Source organism: Ruminococcus sp. D54t1_190329_F1 (assembly GCF_015551645.1).
GTDB lineage: Bacteria > Bacillota > Clostridia > Lachnospirales > Lachnospiraceae > Blautia_A > Blautia_A faecis.
The window spans coordinates 31,758-47,080 of record NZ_JADNDC010000012.1 but is presented as its reverse complement, the minus strand read 5'-3'; the positions used below and the strand labels follow the sequence as shown (position 1 = coordinate 47,080).

10 protein-coding genes are annotated in these 15,323 nt (G+C 43.6%); 2 read left to right on the top strand and 8 right to left on the bottom strand.

Annotation, left to right across the window (positions count from 1 at the left end):
• Positions 1–58: 58 nt before the first annotated feature.
• From I2D69_RS07280 to I2D69_RS07255, 6 genes are all read right to left on the bottom strand, one after another.
• A complete protein-coding gene (locus tag I2D69_RS07280) occupies positions 59–1,207 on the bottom strand; it encodes a hypothetical protein (protein ID WP_148462530.1) in 1,149 nt (382 codons plus the stop codon).
• Positions 1,208–1,470: 263 nt separating this feature from the next.
• Positions 1,471–3,300, bottom strand: coding sequence for an ATP-dependent helicase (locus I2D69_RS07275; protein WP_148462531.1), 1,830 nt, complete (start codon positions 3,298–3,300; stop codon positions 1,471–1,473).
• A gap of 19 nt (positions 3,301–3,319) precedes the next feature.
• Entirely contained in the window at positions 3,320–4,774 is a 1,455-nt protein-coding gene (gltX, locus tag I2D69_RS07270) for a glutamate--tRNA ligase (protein ID WP_148462532.1), read from the bottom strand.
• A gap of 331 nt (positions 4,775–5,105) precedes the next feature.
• Positions 5,106–5,339: an acyl carrier protein gene (gene acpP / locus I2D69_RS07265; RefSeq protein ID WP_021924300.1), complete on the bottom strand. Its 234-nt coding sequence runs from the start codon at positions 5,337–5,339 to the stop codon at positions 5,106–5,108.
• A gap of 102 nt (positions 5,340–5,441) precedes the next feature.
• Positions 5,442–6,662, bottom strand: coding sequence for a putative peptidoglycan glycosyltransferase FtsW (locus I2D69_RS07260; RefSeq protein WP_330589330.1), 1,221 nt, complete (start codon positions 6,660–6,662; stop codon positions 5,442–5,444).
• A gap of 389 nt (positions 6,663–7,051) precedes the next feature.
• Entirely contained in the window at positions 7,052–10,633 is a 3,582-nt protein-coding gene (locus I2D69_RS07255) for a hypothetical protein (RefSeq protein ID WP_195379671.1), read from the bottom strand.
• A gap of 348 nt (positions 10,634–10,981) precedes the next feature.
• On the opposite strand from I2D69_RS07255, the gene I2D69_RS07250 reads away from it, so the two are divergent.
• Together I2D69_RS07250 and I2D69_RS07245 are read left to right on the top strand one after the other, a co-directional pair.
• Positions 10,982–11,602 (top strand): TetR/AcrR family transcriptional regulator, encoded by a 621-nt coding sequence (locus tag I2D69_RS07250; protein WP_195379670.1) that lies wholly within the window; start codon positions 10,982–10,984, stop codon positions 11,600–11,602.
• A gap of 35 nt (positions 11,603–11,637) precedes the next feature.
• Entirely contained in the window at positions 11,638–12,411 is a 774-nt protein-coding gene (locus tag I2D69_RS07245; protein WP_187565764.1) for a DUF6062 family protein, read from the top strand.
• Positions 12,412–12,511: 100 nt separating this feature from the next.
• On the opposite strand, the gene I2D69_RS07240 is transcribed toward I2D69_RS07245, so the two are convergent.
• Together I2D69_RS07240 and trkA are read right to left on the bottom strand one after the other, a co-directional pair.
• Positions 12,512–13,951 carry a TrkH family potassium uptake protein gene (locus tag I2D69_RS07240; RefSeq protein WP_195379669.1) on the bottom strand — a complete coding sequence of 480 codons (1,440 nt, stop codon included), beginning with the start codon at positions 13,949–13,951 and terminating at the stop codon, positions 12,512–12,514.
• Between the two features lie 12 nt (positions 13,952–13,963).
• Positions 13,964–15,322 (bottom strand): Trk system potassium transporter TrkA, encoded by a 1,359-nt coding sequence (gene trkA, locus I2D69_RS07235; RefSeq protein WP_195379668.1) that lies wholly within the window; start codon positions 15,320–15,322, stop codon positions 13,964–13,966.
• Position 15,323: the final 1 nt, after the last annotated feature.

Sequence of the window (15,323 nt, the reverse complement as noted above, 5' to 3'; positions counted from 1 at the left end):
TGGACAATCCCGGATTCATTCTTAAATAAATCCCCCAGATTTCAGTTCTGGACACATTCTAATACTGGCTCACATTACTCTGTATGCTCTGCTGGTATTCTTCCGTTCTGGGAAGGCTCAGTTTTAAAACCCTGTCCACAATATTCACAGACGCTGAACTATATGCATAAGCAGCGGATTCAAACAGCACGTACAAGTCATCCCCATCCACAAAAATCTGTTCGATTCGTTCCGGAAACCGATAGCTGACAGCAGAATTCTCATCTACATAAAGCCTTTTATCGGATTTCTCATAAAATACCACTCTGGAAGGCAGAATTCCAAAGGAATGAGACAAAAGAAGCTTGTCGTTATAAAAAGTCATTCCCTGGGCCTGTTCGGAAATGGTGGAATAATCAAGGGGAACCGCCATCCCGAAGTTCATTCCCAGACCTTCATCCATAGTATTTATCAGGTTTCCCTGATCATCTACTGCATATCTTGCAATGGCACTGTCTGTATATTTTGTAAAACAGCCAACGTACAGACACCCATCATAAAAGGTCATAAAGGAATCACGGACGATTCCGTAAAGGCTGGCTACCTGGTTGGTCGCGATAGGATGCCTGCCTGCATCATAGTCATAATTTTCGATAGATTCCATGGTAAGGCTCACTGCCTGGGCAAGTTCCTGCGTATTTGAAGAATACCACAGAATCCGGTGTTCACTGTCATATGCCAGACCGCCAACATGTGGCTGTCCGGGCAAAATAATTTCTTTTATAAAACGATGCGATTCTTTGTTGATCATATAGATCACAGAGTTATGCTTTTTCGCATGGCAATAGGCACTTACAAAAACATAATCCTCTGTTACTGCCAGACCCTGCGGTGTCATAGTGGTACACATGGCCGGCATATCACCCTCACTGGTAAGAAGGGTTCGTGTTGCTTTCAGGCCGGGAATAATATAGGTTCCGTATTCCCGCTCCTTTTTCCTGTCTTCAAAGGCAAATGCCATCAGCTCTTCTTTCTGGGAAAGCATCTGGATCTGTCCACGAAGAGTATAGTAAGCCGCTTCCTGATTAGTGGTTTTCCTCTTGGTGGGCGGCTCATTTCTGCCTCTGTATATAAAGGCATATGCCAGATAAGATCCCACGATGACCAGAACCATGATCAGGATCCTGAGCCAGAAAATGCGGTTTTTCCATTTCATCTTTTTCGTCATTTATCTGCACTGCTTCCGCAATAGTACTCTTTTGGTAACTGTTCTGTACCTTCACAACTACATGCTTTACAATTGCATGCTTCGCGATACACAAAAAATCATGCTTTCCATGATTTCACGCCGAAATTCCCGGGCTTTCTGTGAACTGTGTTCACAAAAACAACCTCGCGAAATACTGTCTCCTAAATAGTTACCTCTTTTTTTGTTATAATTTCACAACAGACATCATTATACTTTATCAGGTTTACGTTTACAAGAGGAAATTAGAACAGCCCGGTTTCTTCCAGAAACCGTGAAGGGGCACGCTCTTTATCGTACTGACGTCGCACATAACAGAGCATAAGTTCTTTCTTCGCCCGAGTCATGCCTACATAAAAAAGCCGGCGTTCTTCTTCCAAAGACTCTGCCAGAACAGCCTTTTTATAGGGAATGCTCCCTTCGTTTACATTCATAATATAAACTTTGTCGTATTCCAGCCCTTTTACCGCATGAAGGGTGGAAATTACAATCCCTTCCCTTTTCGTCTCCTGTTTTTTCGCCTGTTCAGCCAGCTTCTTTGTGTAATCCTCTATGTAGTTTTCCCACTCTTCCAGGTTTTTCATACCTTTGGCACTTTCCTGTATGCGGTCAAGGACCTCAAGAAGCTCCTCCGGACGAATTTTACGGTACTGGGCATATTCAATCAGATATTGCTCATAGCCCATTCCTTTTCGGATAAAATTCACTGCAGCATAGGGTGCCAAAGTGGAAAGAATCCGAAGATGTGTTTCCAGTGTGGTAATCCTGTCGCACATCCAGTCTTTATCTTTATAGAAATCTCTCAATGCAGAAAATGAGATTGTGGTCTGTGTCAGGGCATCCCTTGCTATATACCGGTTGGGGCGGTTCATGATTTCCAGGAAAAGCTTTCTCGTCCTGTCTCCTGCTGCCATTTTCAGATATGCCATCAGGTTTCTGCTGATCCAATGCCGGAACAGATTGGGCAGCTGTTCTTTCATGGTAAAAGGAATCTGGTACTCCATCAAGGCTCCAACAAGCCCCTCTGCCTCCTGATTGGTACGAAAAAGCACTGCAGTATCCTCCAGATTCTCTCCTGTCTCCAGCCGCTTCTTCAAAAAAGCGGCAATCTTCACATACTCTTCTCTTGGATTGTCAAATTCCATCACCTTCACAGGTTTTCCCTGCTCATTTGGCGTAGACAGCCTCTTCTTAAAGCGGATCTGGTTGCAGCCCACCACATTCATGGCTGCCTGAAGTACATTTTTCGTACAGCGATAATTAATGTCCAAAAGAACCGTTTCTGCCTTAGGATAATCTTTGGTAAAGTTCAGCATGATCTCTGGCTTGGCGCCACGAAAATGATAGATAGACTGATCATCGTCTCCCACTATGAACAGGTTATCCCTGGGCTTTGCCAGCATCCTAACAATATCATACTGGAGATGGTTGATATCCTGAAATTCATCTACCATAATGTATTGGAATTTGTTTTGCCATGCCGCCAGAATATCTTTTCTCTTGACAAAAAGTTCATAGCAGCAAAGAAGCATGTCATCGAAATCCAGTTTTCTTCTCTGGCGCAAAGCCTTCTGATACCCATTATAAATCTGGCGGAATACCTCATCCGGGCAGCAGGAAGAATAATAGTGATCCAGGGAAATCCTCCCCCCTTTTACCACGCTGATTTCCTTTGCCACATCCTCCTGGAAATCTCCCTCCTGAGCCAGTTCCTGACCAAATTCCAGAGTCATTTCTTTTAAAATGGCATATTTTTCTTCTTCTGACAAAATATTGCCGGCACCAAGTCCATAAGCCTGCTTCAGGATTCCGTAAAAAACACCGTGAAAGGTTCCGAAGGTAACAGCCGTGGAGGTCTGTCCGGTAAACTTCAGAAAACGCTCTCTCATCTCTTTTGCTGCAGCCCGGGAAAAGGTTACAACAAGAACAGAGGACGCCGGTATTTCCCCCTCACCAGTCATATATGCAGTTCTTTCAACGATCACTGAAGTTTTCCCCGAACCGGGGCCTGCCAGAACCATCATAGGTCCTGACAGGTGGGCGATTGCCCTTAATTGAGATGGATTTTTCTTCATAATTGAGACAGATTCTTCATTACAGATTCTCAAGCTTCTCGATTGCAGCTTTCACACGGCGGATTGTCTCATCCTTGCCAATGATCTCCATGATCTCGGTAGCGCCTGCCGGTGTCATCTGCTTGCCTGAAACAGCTGTACGAAGAGGCCACATTACATAGCCGTTCTTGTAACCTTTCTCCTTGACAAATTCACTTAAGGAAGCGAACAGCGGATCATTGGTGTAATCCTCCTGAGCCTCCAGAAACGGAAGAACTTCCTTCAGAACTGTAAGAGAAGTCTCTTCGTTTGTTTTCATTTTCTTATGGCAGTACATAGATGCATCATACTCCGGAACTTCCTGGAAGAAATCGATCAATGCCGGAATGTCAGGGAAAGTTTCGATTCTGGTCTGAACCATTCCTGCAATTTTCTTAAAGTTAAAGTCTCCCTTCAGAACTTCCTTCATGTATGGAAGTGCTCTCTCATAAAATACTTCCGGATCCATTTTCTTAATATACTCGCCATTCATCCAGCGAAGCTTGTTGATATCAAATACAGCCGGAGATTTATTAATGTGATGATAATCAAATTTTTCAACCAGTTCCCTGAGGCTGAAGATCTCGTTATTATCTGCCGGACTCCATCCCAGAAGTGCAACATAATTTACAATTGCCTCGGAAACAAATCCCTGATCCAGAAGGTCCTCATAGGAGGAATGTCCGGAACGTTTGGACAATTTGGCGTGAGTTTCATCCGTGATCAGTGGACAATGTACATAAACCGGAATATCCCATCCAAATGCCTCATAGATACGGTTGTATTTAGGGGAAGAGGAAAGATATTCATTGCCTCGTACCACATGTGTGATTCCCATAAGATGATCGTCTACAACGTTAGCAAAATTATAAGTCGGATATCCGTCAGATTTGATCAGGATCAAATCCTCAAGTTCCTCATTGTTTACTGTAATATCTCCGTAAATTACATCATGGAAAGTGGTAGTTCCCTCTGTAGGCATGTTAAAACGGATTACATGTGGCTCTCCGGCATCCAGACGGCGCTGAACTTCTTCCTTGGAAAGCTTCAGACAGCGTTTGTCATAAATGGAAATCTCCTTGCCTGCTACCACACGCTTCATGCTCTCTAATTCTTCCTTCTGGCAGAAGCAGTAGTATGCATCGCCCTGGTCTACAAGCTGTTTGGCATATTTCATGTAAATCCCCTGTGCCTGGCGCTCGCTCTGTACATATGGGCCATATCCACCGTCCTTATCCGGACCTTCGTCATGAATAAGACCAGTCTTCTCCATAGTACGATAAATAATATCTACAGCGCCCTCTACATAGCGCTCCTGGTCTGTATCCTCAATACGGAGAATAAAATCTCCGCCTTCATGCTTTGTAATAAGATATGCGTATAACGCAGTACGTAAATTTCCAACATGCATTCTGCCTGTAGGGCTTGGTGCAAATCTGGTTCTGATCTTAGTCATGTCTTCTCTATTCTCCCTGTTTATTCTTTCTTATCTTCTGCTGCCATTCCGTGATGGCAACTGCCTTTTCACATTATATACCTAATCCATTCAAAATGTCTATAGAAAAAATCCCCCTGAAGCCCAGCCTCAGGGAGATCGTTACGTTCACTCCGTTCACCGTAACGCGCTTCGCGATGCACAGAAAGACGAACCTTCTTGTGACAAGCACAAGAAGTAGCGTTTGCTGCGCAAACTTAATTCTCGGGTTTTCTGTGAACTTTGTTCACAGAAACACCTCGCGGAATGTTACCAGTGAACAGTAGCGGGAGATCATCATCTGCGAAAAAAATTAAGCATCGATTCCTTTATCTCTCAGATAGTCGATTACATCACCAACTGTGTTCAGCTCTGTAAGCTCTTCTGCCGGAATCTCGATGTTGTACTCATCTTCCAGAGCCATAACAAGCTCGAAGAGGTCAAGGGAATCTGCTCCCAGGTCATCCTTGAAAGAAGTATCTGCTGTAATTGTCTCTGCGTCGCAGTTAAGCTGCTCTGCGATCATTTCACTCATCTTTTCTAACATTGCTCATTCTCCTTTAATAAATATCTCGAAAACCGGCTTCCATCAGCCGTATGTCATACACTGCGGAAAGTATATAATCTGCTGGCTCATTTGTCAAGAGAATTATAGGATAAATTCCGGCTCCTGGAATTTAATCTGTCTGGCCACACTTAAGGCCAGTCCCATCTCTGCCATCAAGAACAAAATGGAGGTACCTCCATAGCTGATAAATGGCAATGTGACACCTGTGTTTGGCATGATGTTCAGCACTACAGCCACGTTCATAATAACCTGCAAAGCGATATGTACAAAAACACCGCTCACAAGCAGGGAGCCAAACATATCCGGTGCATTCTGTGCAATAAAAAATAATCTGTACAGCAGATAACCAAACAACGCCAAAACCATGATCGCGCCAAAAATCCCAAGTTCTTCACAAATAATAGAAAATATCATGTCATTCTGTGCCTCAGGCACACTTCCAAGCTTCTGGATACTGTTTCCAAGACCTCTGCCAAAGAAACCTCCTGAACCAATTGCATACAAAGCCTGCAGGGTCTGATAGCCATCTCCGCTTGCATAATCCTCCGGATGAAGCCATACCTGAATACGACGTAAACGGAAGTTAGAGCTCTGATCCATATGAGAAAGACTGTATACCAGGATTGCCACCAGAATAACTGCAACAACTGCAAGAATAACAAATGGTTTTGTTTTTGGATGTGCAATAAACACCAGACCTACGGTAATCCCAAAAATAATCATAGCAGTACTCAGGTTATCCGTAAACACATATGCAAACAGGGCCTGAATGCCGCCCATTCCCAGAAGTACCATAGTAGCTTTCAAGGTTTCCACTCTCTTTCCCATTTTGACGATCAGATAGGACAATGTGATGATCACTGCAATCTTTGCAATCTCTGCCGGCTGAAACTGTACCCCAAGCTTCAGCCATCTTCTCGCTCCATGAGAGGTGACTCCCAGGGGAGTCTTTACCAGCACCATGAGAAAAGCGGCTGCTACATAGATCACAAACGGAAATTTCGCCAGAATATGATAATCAAAATAGGACACTATAATTGCCAGCACAAGACAGCCAATACTGTACATTGCCTGCTTCTTGAAGTAGAACATGTCGTCGCCTTCATTAATCTGCGCCATATAAGAGCTTGTACTGTAAAGCATGATCAGGCCAAAGCACATGATCAATATGATTACTGCGACCAGATTAAAATCATAGTAATCTGATTTCGCTTTTTTCATTTTGATCTTGGTCTTATAGCCAGGACCTGCCTTTTTCTTTCCTGACCGGATACTTGCTTTTTTCTTTTTCGCAATATCCACTTTATCACCTTTTTCTGTTCATTTTTATATAAACTCTTTTATTTCCTTAATTGTTTTTCATTATAGCAGACTCTTTTTGCAGGTGCAACCCAAAGGTGCTGTTACTCTGTGACCGGTAACGGCTGCAGTTACTGTTCACTGGTAACATTCCGCGAGGTGTTTTTTGTGAACAAAGTTCACAGAAAACCCGAGAATTAAGTTTGCGCAGCAAACGCTACTTCTTGTGCTTGTCACAAGAAGGTTCGTCTTTCTGTGCATCGCGAAGCGCGTTACTGGTCACTGAGCGAACAGTAACCGGCTGCAGAATTTATCCCGTAATAGAAAAGAGCAGGATACTCTCCTGCCCTTCTCTTGTTCCTTATAGAAATTTATATCTGACCTGCTTAAGATCAGTCTTCGCTGCCATCATCAAAGCCTTCTGTCTCAATAATGAACTTCACGTTGCCGCTCATGGAATCATCTTTTCCTGTGAAAGATGTATAAGCTGCATCATCAGACTGGAGTGCTTCCAGACGATCCAGAACACTCTGGAAATCCTCTTCCATAGTATCTTTCAGTTTCTTGATACCATCATCATAGAACTCTTTCTCACCGTCTTTCAGATCTTTTGCTCCGTCCTTCAGAGTCTTAGCTCCGTCTTTCAGATCTTTTGCCCCATCCTTCAGGTCTTTTGCTCCATCATCCAGGGTCTTAGCTCCATCTTTCAGACTGCTTGTTCCGTCTTTCAGAGTCTTAGCTCCGTCATTCAAATCCTTAGCTCCATCTTTCAAAGTCTTGGTTCCGTCTTTCAGATCTTTTGTTCCGCTTACTAAAGAAGATGTACCACTCTTCAATTCACGAGTTCCATTATTAACACTGTTTGCACCGCTTCTTAACTGGGAAGCTCCGCTTCTCAGATCTGCAGCACCGTTCTTTAACTGTGCAATACCGGATTTTACCTGTCCACTGGCTGCTACTAATGTACCTGCTCCGCTTACAAGGCTCTTGGTTCCTGCTGTCAGCTGGGATGCTCCACTGTTCAGGGTATCACTGCTTGCTGTCAGCTGAGATGCTCCGCTTCTCAGTGCCACACTATTTGCGGCAATCTGACCAACACCAGTTACCAGCTTGCCGGTTGCTTTGCTGATTGAACTGATACCTGCATCAAGGCTCTCCTTTGCACTCTTTAATGTACTTGCGCCATTGAGAAGTGCTGTTGCGTTGGCATTATCCTTGCCCTGAAGGGTATTGATTCCATCTGTAATAGTCTTCTCACTATTAAGGAGCTGATCTGCTCCGCTTGTAAGTGTCTCAGCAGCCTTGGTATCCTGTAACTGTTTATAACCAGCCTGAAGCTTCTCATTTCCTTCAGAAATCTGTTTTGCACCTTCTGCTAACTGATTCACAGAATCTGTCATGGAAGAAAGATCTCCAAGTCCTGCAACCAGACTGCTTACTGCTGTCAGACTCTCTCTTACCTGTGTTCCGGCTGCTTTCAGATTTGATGCTCCTGTAGATAACTGACCTTCACCAGCTTCCTTCAGCTGTGCCATTCCACTGTTCAGGGAATCAGCACCTGTACTCAGCTGTGCGGCTCCTGCATTTGCGGTCTGGGCTCCTAATTCAACAGAAGCTGCACCTGCGATCAGTTTATCTGCTTCACCAGCTAAAGTTGAGGAGCTCGCTGATGCTGCTTCTGAAATACTGCCAGCTGCACCTTTCAGGGTGGACGCAATCGCATTTAAGGATTCCTGAACACTGCTTCCGTTTGTCTCAGCCTGGACAGCTACCTGTGACTGAGCCTGAATGTTACCCAGCTCACCCTGAGCAGCAGAAGCATTTCCAAGACCTGCATTTAACTGCTCGATTGCAGAATTAATAGCTGCTGCAGTTCCTTCGTCAAGTCCCTCTGTTCCAAGTGCTCCCTGCAAAGTTGCGATTGCACTGCTCATAGAGCTCTGGGTTGCACTGATTGCACCAGCGGCAGCATCTGTAGATACCCCTGCGGACTGTGCAGTAACCGTAGTCTCAATCTGGTCAGCTGCCTTACGGATGCTTTCTGCGGAATCATTCATTGTCTTAGAGGCACTGTCGCCGATCTGACTGATTGAATAGCTTGTTCCTTCTTTTAATTTTCCAATTCCGTCTTTTACCTGAGTTGCACCGGAAACAAGAGCTGCTGTGCCATCAGCCAGGCTCTTTGCCCCCTCTGCAACACTTGCTGCTCCAGAAGCAGCCTCACCTACTTTTCCAACGTATTCTGTTACACCATCAGCCAGGGAATCAGCTCCATCTGCATACTGATTCAGGCTCTTCACCATTGTTTCCGGCTTTGCAGTTGCTACATTCTTGGCAATTTCTGTAAGTTTTGCAGAAGCAGCGCTGATTCCTTCTGAAGCCTGTTGGATTCCAGGTGCCAGCTGTCCTACCCCTTCAACCAGTGCAGATGTTCCATTTACATAGTCCTTGGTTCCCTGTGCCAGGGCACTTGCACCGCTTACATAAGTGCTTACTCCGTCAGTCAGCTGAGTTGCACCATTTACATAAGCGGTTACACCGTCTGCCAGCTGATTTCCACCAGCCACATATTTGTTCACACCATCTGTCAGGGATTTCATTCCTTTATTGTACTCTGCCATGTTGCTGTTTACAGTATCAACACCTTCTGTGTAGCTGTTCACACCAGAAGCCAGTGAATCTACCCCTGCAGTATACTGGGAAATACCGCTCTGCAGTGTTTTTGCACCGCTGTTTAACTGGGAAGCACCAGTCTTGGCACTTGCCACACCAGCATCAAATTCATTGTAACTGGAAGCCAGTGTATTGGCTCCTCCATAAAGAGTTCTGGTTCCATCGTACAGAGTCTTTGTTCCACTGTATAAGGAAGTAGTTCCATCATAAAGCTGACCGGCTCCTGTATTAAGAGTCTTGGCTCCGTCGTAAAGCTGGCTGGCTCCGTCATCCAGGTCTTTACTTCCATCATAAAGCTGGCTGGTTCCATCTTTCAGAGTCTTGGCTCCGTCATCCAGTTCCTTGGCTCCATCATAAAGCTGGCTGGTTCCGTCTTTCAGATCTTCGGTTCCATCATAGAGATCTTTCGTTCCATCATAAAGCTTCTTAGTTCCATCAAAAAGATCCTTAGATCCATCTACCAGCTTCACTGCTGCATCATCCAGTTCATCCAGAGAATCCTGAAGTTCATCCAAATCATCGGAATCCTCAAGATTCAGACTGCTGAGCAAGTCTGTAACCGCCATAGTGAAAGTATTACCCATAGTACAGTCTGTAACATCAGCCTCCATTGTGAACCCTTCCGGAATATCAATCTTATCGGAAAGGTCATCGCTTAAATCCAAGCTATCCTTTAAACCTGGAACTGCAACTCCTACAACCATTTCCTTGTCGCCATCGGAAATCACCTTTCCATTATCAATGGTAACATTGGAAAAATTATCGGAAGAAAGGATCATTCCGGTTACCATAACAAACGGAGAATAAACTTCTACGTCTTTTTTATCAACTTTTACTGTTTTTTTTGATTTGTTTGTATATGAAACTTCCATACGAAGATGTCCACTCTTGCCTGCAAGCTCCTCTGGAGTAATTTCCTGGTCATCCAGATAATATTTGATTTTCATATCTACCGGAAGTTCTTTATTGGAAGTTCCCTGATAGTAAATATCACTGCTGTCTGTATTCCATGTAACCTTGTCGCCATCCTGGGTAAAGGTTTCATCACCTTTTACATTCTTGATTCCTTCCAGGTCAGATACATCGGATACATCGCCCTCTGCTGATCCGGAATTCTTCAGCCAGTCAGATACGGTGATATCTTTTACTTCACCTTCTGCAGTGGCGTTTACATATACGGTTTCTTCCTTGGATACTCCATTGTCTGCTTCCTGGGCTGCAGCAATTACCGGTGTAGTTCCAAGGACGGCAGCCATTCCGGCAGCCATTGTAACATTCAGAATCTTTTTATTTCGGTTCATGTTAGCCAACTCCTTAATTCTTAGTTAAATATCTGACGTCTGCAAACTCCTCCCGCTGTCCTGCAGCGTATCTGTTTTCCCGACATCAGTTAGTCATCTCTTAGCCTATGAAAGTTATACAACAAAACTGACCAGTAGTCAATATCTGCTTTTTACCCAAATCTTTTCCTGTTTTGATATTGACTTTTGGTCATTTTTGTTTAAAATAGAAATAAACCACTATAATTATCAAGAAAAGTTCAGATAGTGAAGCTGTAATTGTAACAATCGGCTTTTATTGCTGCTGGAAGAGACAGTAAACTTTTATTTATAGAATGTCTGACGGACATAAGCTTAGGAGGAACTGGCATGGGAAAACTGGAGTTAAATAAAAAAAGGAAGAAAAGTGCTCTGTACAACACTGCCTTTGAACTCTTTACCACTAAAGGGCTTGCCAAGACAACCATTTCCGATATTGTGGAAAATGCAGGAGTTGCCAAAGGAACTTTTTACCTCTATTTTAAAGATAAATATGATATTCGAAATAAGCTGATCTCTCACAAAGCCGGCGAACTTTTTTCCGAGGCGCATGATGCTCTGGAAGCCTCCCACATTACCGGTTTCACTGCACAGCTTCATTTTATTGTAGATAATATTCTGGACAGGCTGGAAACTGAGAGTAATCTGCTTGGCTTTATTTCCAAGAATCTGTCCTGGGGAGTTTTTAAGGATGCGTTTCAGGAACAGGCAGATGACGATGATTTTCCATTTTTCCAGGAATATCTCAATCTTCTGGATCAATCTGATGTACAGTATGATTCCCCAGAGCTGCTTCTTTTTACCATTATTGAACTGGTAAGTTCCACAAGTTACAGCTGTATTCTTCACTCCCAGCCAGTCTGTCTTGCTGAATACCGTCCTTATCTTCATCGGACGATAGACTGTATTTTGCAGGCATTTATCCATGGAGCAGATATTGAAAAATTATAGACTTATACATTAAAATCCTGAAGGAGACCTTACAGATGAAAGAAAAATTATATACCATTCCCCTGATGGATGCTTTTAAAGCAGAGGACGAATGCCCTTTCTGTTTTGTGGAGCGCCAGCTGGAACAGCATGCCATGGATTTCGTTTTAGGTGCCGGCGCATCTTATATGGAAGACGATGTACGGGCAGAAACTGATAAAATGGGCTTTTGCCGTACCCACTATAAGAAAATGTATGACTACGGAAACCGTCTGGGTGCAGGGCTGATCCTGAAAACCCATTTTCAGTACAAAACAAAAGAGCTTCATGAACAAATCAGGATTTTCGCCCCTTCCAGGGCTTCCGTTTTTTCCAGATTTAAGAAAGGAAACACAGATACAGATGCACCGAAGACTTCTCTTGGCGTATGGGTAAAAGAACAGGAAGATACCTGCTATATCTGCAATTTTTATAAAGATACCTATGCAAGATATCTGGATACTTTTTTCGAACTGTTAAAAAAAAATCAGGAATTTCTCCCGCTTTTTGAAACCTGTAAGGGATTTTGCATTCCCCATTTCGGAGATCTTGTTGAAACAGCTGAAAGTGCTTTATCTGATAAAGAGAAAAAAGCCTTTTACGCTATCCTTTTCCCAATGATGGAGCAGAATATGCAAAGGCTTTCTGATGATCTGGACTGGTTCTGCGATAAGTTTGATTACCGCAATAAAGATGCGGACTGGCGTACTTCCAAGGATGCACTGCCGCGTGGAATGCAGAAAGCGGCAGGAGGATATCCGGCAGATGAGCCATATACTATGGACAAGTAAGACCAGACAGGCTCCTGCTCGTTGCTTACGCAAATAAAGACTCCTCAAATTAACATTCTTTAGAGCGTGTTAATTTGAGGAGTTTTTTATTTGTCAGTTTTCAGAACTTTCTCCAGGTATCTCTCTTAAACAAAAGTAACAGCGGGAATACTTCAAGCCTTCCTGCCAGCATATCAAAGATCATAACACCCTTGGAAATATAAGAATACGTATTAAAGTTCCCGGTAGGTCCCACAGCTCCAAGCCCAGGTCCTATATTATTCAAAGTGGCTGCGATCGCGGTGAAATTGGAAACCATATCCAGATTGTCCAGACTTATAATCAACAGTGAAGTAACAAAAATCATAATGTACACAAACAGGAACATGTTTGTAGCTCGCACCACCTCATGGGGAATCGCCTTATCATCCATCTTGATCTTCTTCACTGCATTTGGGTGCAGATACAGCTGCAGTTCCTTGCGTGCAGATTTACACAGGATCAGAAGACGGGATACCTTGATACCGCCGCCTGTACTTCCTGCACAGGCTCCCACAAACATAAGGATAACCAGAATAGTCTTAGAAAATACCGGCCACACATTGAAATCTGTGGTAGCATATCCAGTAGTCGTAATGATGGATCCCACCTGGAAAGCAGCCTGCTGGAAAGCTCTTCCAAAGCTTGTGAACATTTCTCTTGTATTAATAGCGATAGCTACAATGGCCAAGCCAATAATCCCCAGATAGTAACGTACCTCTTCATTCTTGGCTGCCTGCATTACTTTCTTCGTCAGAAGCAGATAATAGGCATTAAAGTTGATTCCAAAAAGAATCATAAAGACCGTAATCACCACCTGATTATACGTGCTGTAGCTTGCAATACTGTCATTTTTGATACCAAAACCACCGGTACCTGCGGTACCAAAACTAAGGCACAATGTATCAAACAGAGGCATTTTTCCAATGAGAAGGAAAATGATCTCCACAATAGTCAGAATAATGTATATGGTATACAAAATCTTGGCTGTGGACTGTACCTTCGGCACCAATTTGCTGACAGACGGTCCCGGGCTCTCTGCTTTCATCAGATTCATGTGGTATCCACCGGTAAGAGGCAGCAGGCAGAGAATAAATACCAGTACTCCCATTCCGCCAATCCAGTGGGTAAAGCTTCTCCAGATCAGCATACAGTGAGACAGAGCCTCCACATCACTCAAAATACTGGCTCCAGTCGTGGTAAAACCGGAAACAGTCTCAAATATTGCATCTATAGGATGGGGAATACTTCCTGAAATAATAAAAGGAAGGGCTCCTGCAATACTGAGTACCAGCCAGCTGAGAGCAACTGTAACAGCACCCTCTTTGGCATGGAATACTTTGCTTTTTCTTTTTCTCCTGGTAAGCGGAATTCCGATTGTCAGGCAGATCAGCATCGTGATCAGAAATGCCAGACCATTTTTTTCCCGGTAAATGATTGCTGTTATTCCTGGCAAAATCATAAATGCCGCTTCAAAATTGAAGATCCAGCCAAGAATATAAGATATCATGGAATAATTCATGTCCGGACTCCTTTACTTTGCAAGTATATCGTTGATATCACGAAGACCTCTGTTCGTGGTAACAATTACAACTCTGTCTCCAATTTCCAGTGCATCATGTCCACGGGGAATGCGCACACTGCCATCCCGGTAAAGACATCCAACCAGAAGATTCTTCTTCAGATTCAGTTCGGACAATGTCCTTCCTACAATAGGTGAATTATCACAGATCTTAAATTCCAGGGCTTCTGCCTTTCCATCCAGAATGTGATACAAGGTCTCCACATTACTTCCAATGGAATTCTGAGTTGCTCTTACATACTGCAAAATATAATCTGCAGTAATGTATTTCGGGTAAATAACACTTCCGATGTCCAGACTGTCAATAATATCGTCATAGGCAAGTCTGTTTACCTTGGCAACCAGCTTGGCATTCGAAATAGTCTTTGCGAAAAGGGAAAGGAAAATATTCTCCTCGTCCATATTAGTCAAAGTTACAAAGGACTCAGCACTTTCCAGCCCCTCTTCCAGAAGAAGGGAACGGTCTGTGCCGTCACCGTTAATAATCGTAGCATCTGTAAGTTCTTCGCTTAGGAACTCACAGCGGTTCTTATCTTTCTCAATTACCTTGACTTTGATCTTCATGGCAAGCAGGGCCTTGGCAAGATAATAAGAAATAGTTCCGCCTCCTACGATCACGGTGTTCTTTACCTGATGGGTCTTCAAGCCAATCTTTTTAAAGAAAGCTGCTGCATTTTGCGGGGTAGCAAGAATAGAAATCACATCTCCATTCCGGATCACATTGGTACCGCCTGGAATGGTAGTATAATCTTTTCCCTCAATAGCGCAGAAAAGAATATCGCAGCGAAAGTGCTCCGTAATCTGCTGAATGCTCTTTCCATCCAGTTCAAATTCAGGCATTACTTTAAATTTCAGAAGTTCTACCTTGCCTCTGGCAAAAGTATCAATCTTTATGGCGGATGGAAAACGCAGAAGTTTTGAAATTTCCTGTGCTGCTGCCAGTTCCGGGTTGATGATCATGGTTACACCCAGACGCTCCTTGATAAAACCGATCTCCTTACTGTAAATCGGATTACGCACACGGGCAATTGTGTGGCAGTGACCAGTCTTCTGGGCGATCAGACAGCATAGAAGGTTCATCTCATCTGATACAGTAACTGCGATAAGAATGTCTGCGTTCTCAATTCCCGCTTCCATAAGAGTATTGATACTTGCTCCATTTCCAACAACGCCCATAGCATCTACTTCATCTATAATCTCATTAATCCTGTCCGGATTGATATCGATCAGAGTTATATCAGTATCCTCTTCCTGAAGCTGCTCTGCAAGTGTACGTCCAACTTTTCCACACCCGACAATTATAATTTGCATA

What these genes read in the sequence shown, in the direction of transcription:
- gltX (WP_148462532.1), bottom strand. Translation starts at nt 4,774, where the DNA reads ATGACTAAGATCAGAACCAGATTTGCACCAAGCCCTACAGGCAGAATG.
- I2D69_RS07280 (WP_148462530.1), bottom strand. Translation starts at nt 1,207, where the DNA reads ATGACGAAAAAGATGAAATGGAAAAACCGCATTTTCTGGCTCAGGATC.
- I2D69_RS07240 (WP_195379669.1), bottom strand. Translation starts at nt 13,951, where the DNA reads ATGAATTATTCCATGATATCTTATATTCTTGGCTGGATCTTCAATTTT.
- acpP (WP_021924300.1), bottom strand. Translation starts at nt 5,339, where the DNA reads ATGTTAGAAAAGATGAGTGAAATGATCGCAGAGCAGCTTAACTGCGAC.
- I2D69_RS07250 (WP_195379670.1), top strand. Translation starts at nt 10,982, where the DNA reads ATGGGAAAACTGGAGTTAAATAAAAAAAGGAAGAAAAGTGCTCTGTAC.
- I2D69_RS07275 (WP_148462531.1), bottom strand. Translation starts at nt 3,300, where the DNA reads ATGAAGAAAAATCCATCTCAATTAAGGGCAATCGCCCACCTGTCAGGA.
- I2D69_RS07245 (WP_187565764.1), top strand. Translation starts at nt 11,638, where the DNA reads ATGAAAGAAAAATTATATACCATTCCCCTGATGGATGCTTTTAAAGCA.
- trkA (WP_195379668.1), bottom strand. Translation starts at nt 15,322, where the DNA reads ATGCAAATTATAATTGTCGGGTGTGGAAAAGTTGGACGTACACTTGCA.
- I2D69_RS07255 (WP_195379671.1), bottom strand. Translation starts at nt 10,633, where the DNA reads ATGAACCGAAATAAAAAGATTCTGAATGTTACAATGGCTGCCGGAATG.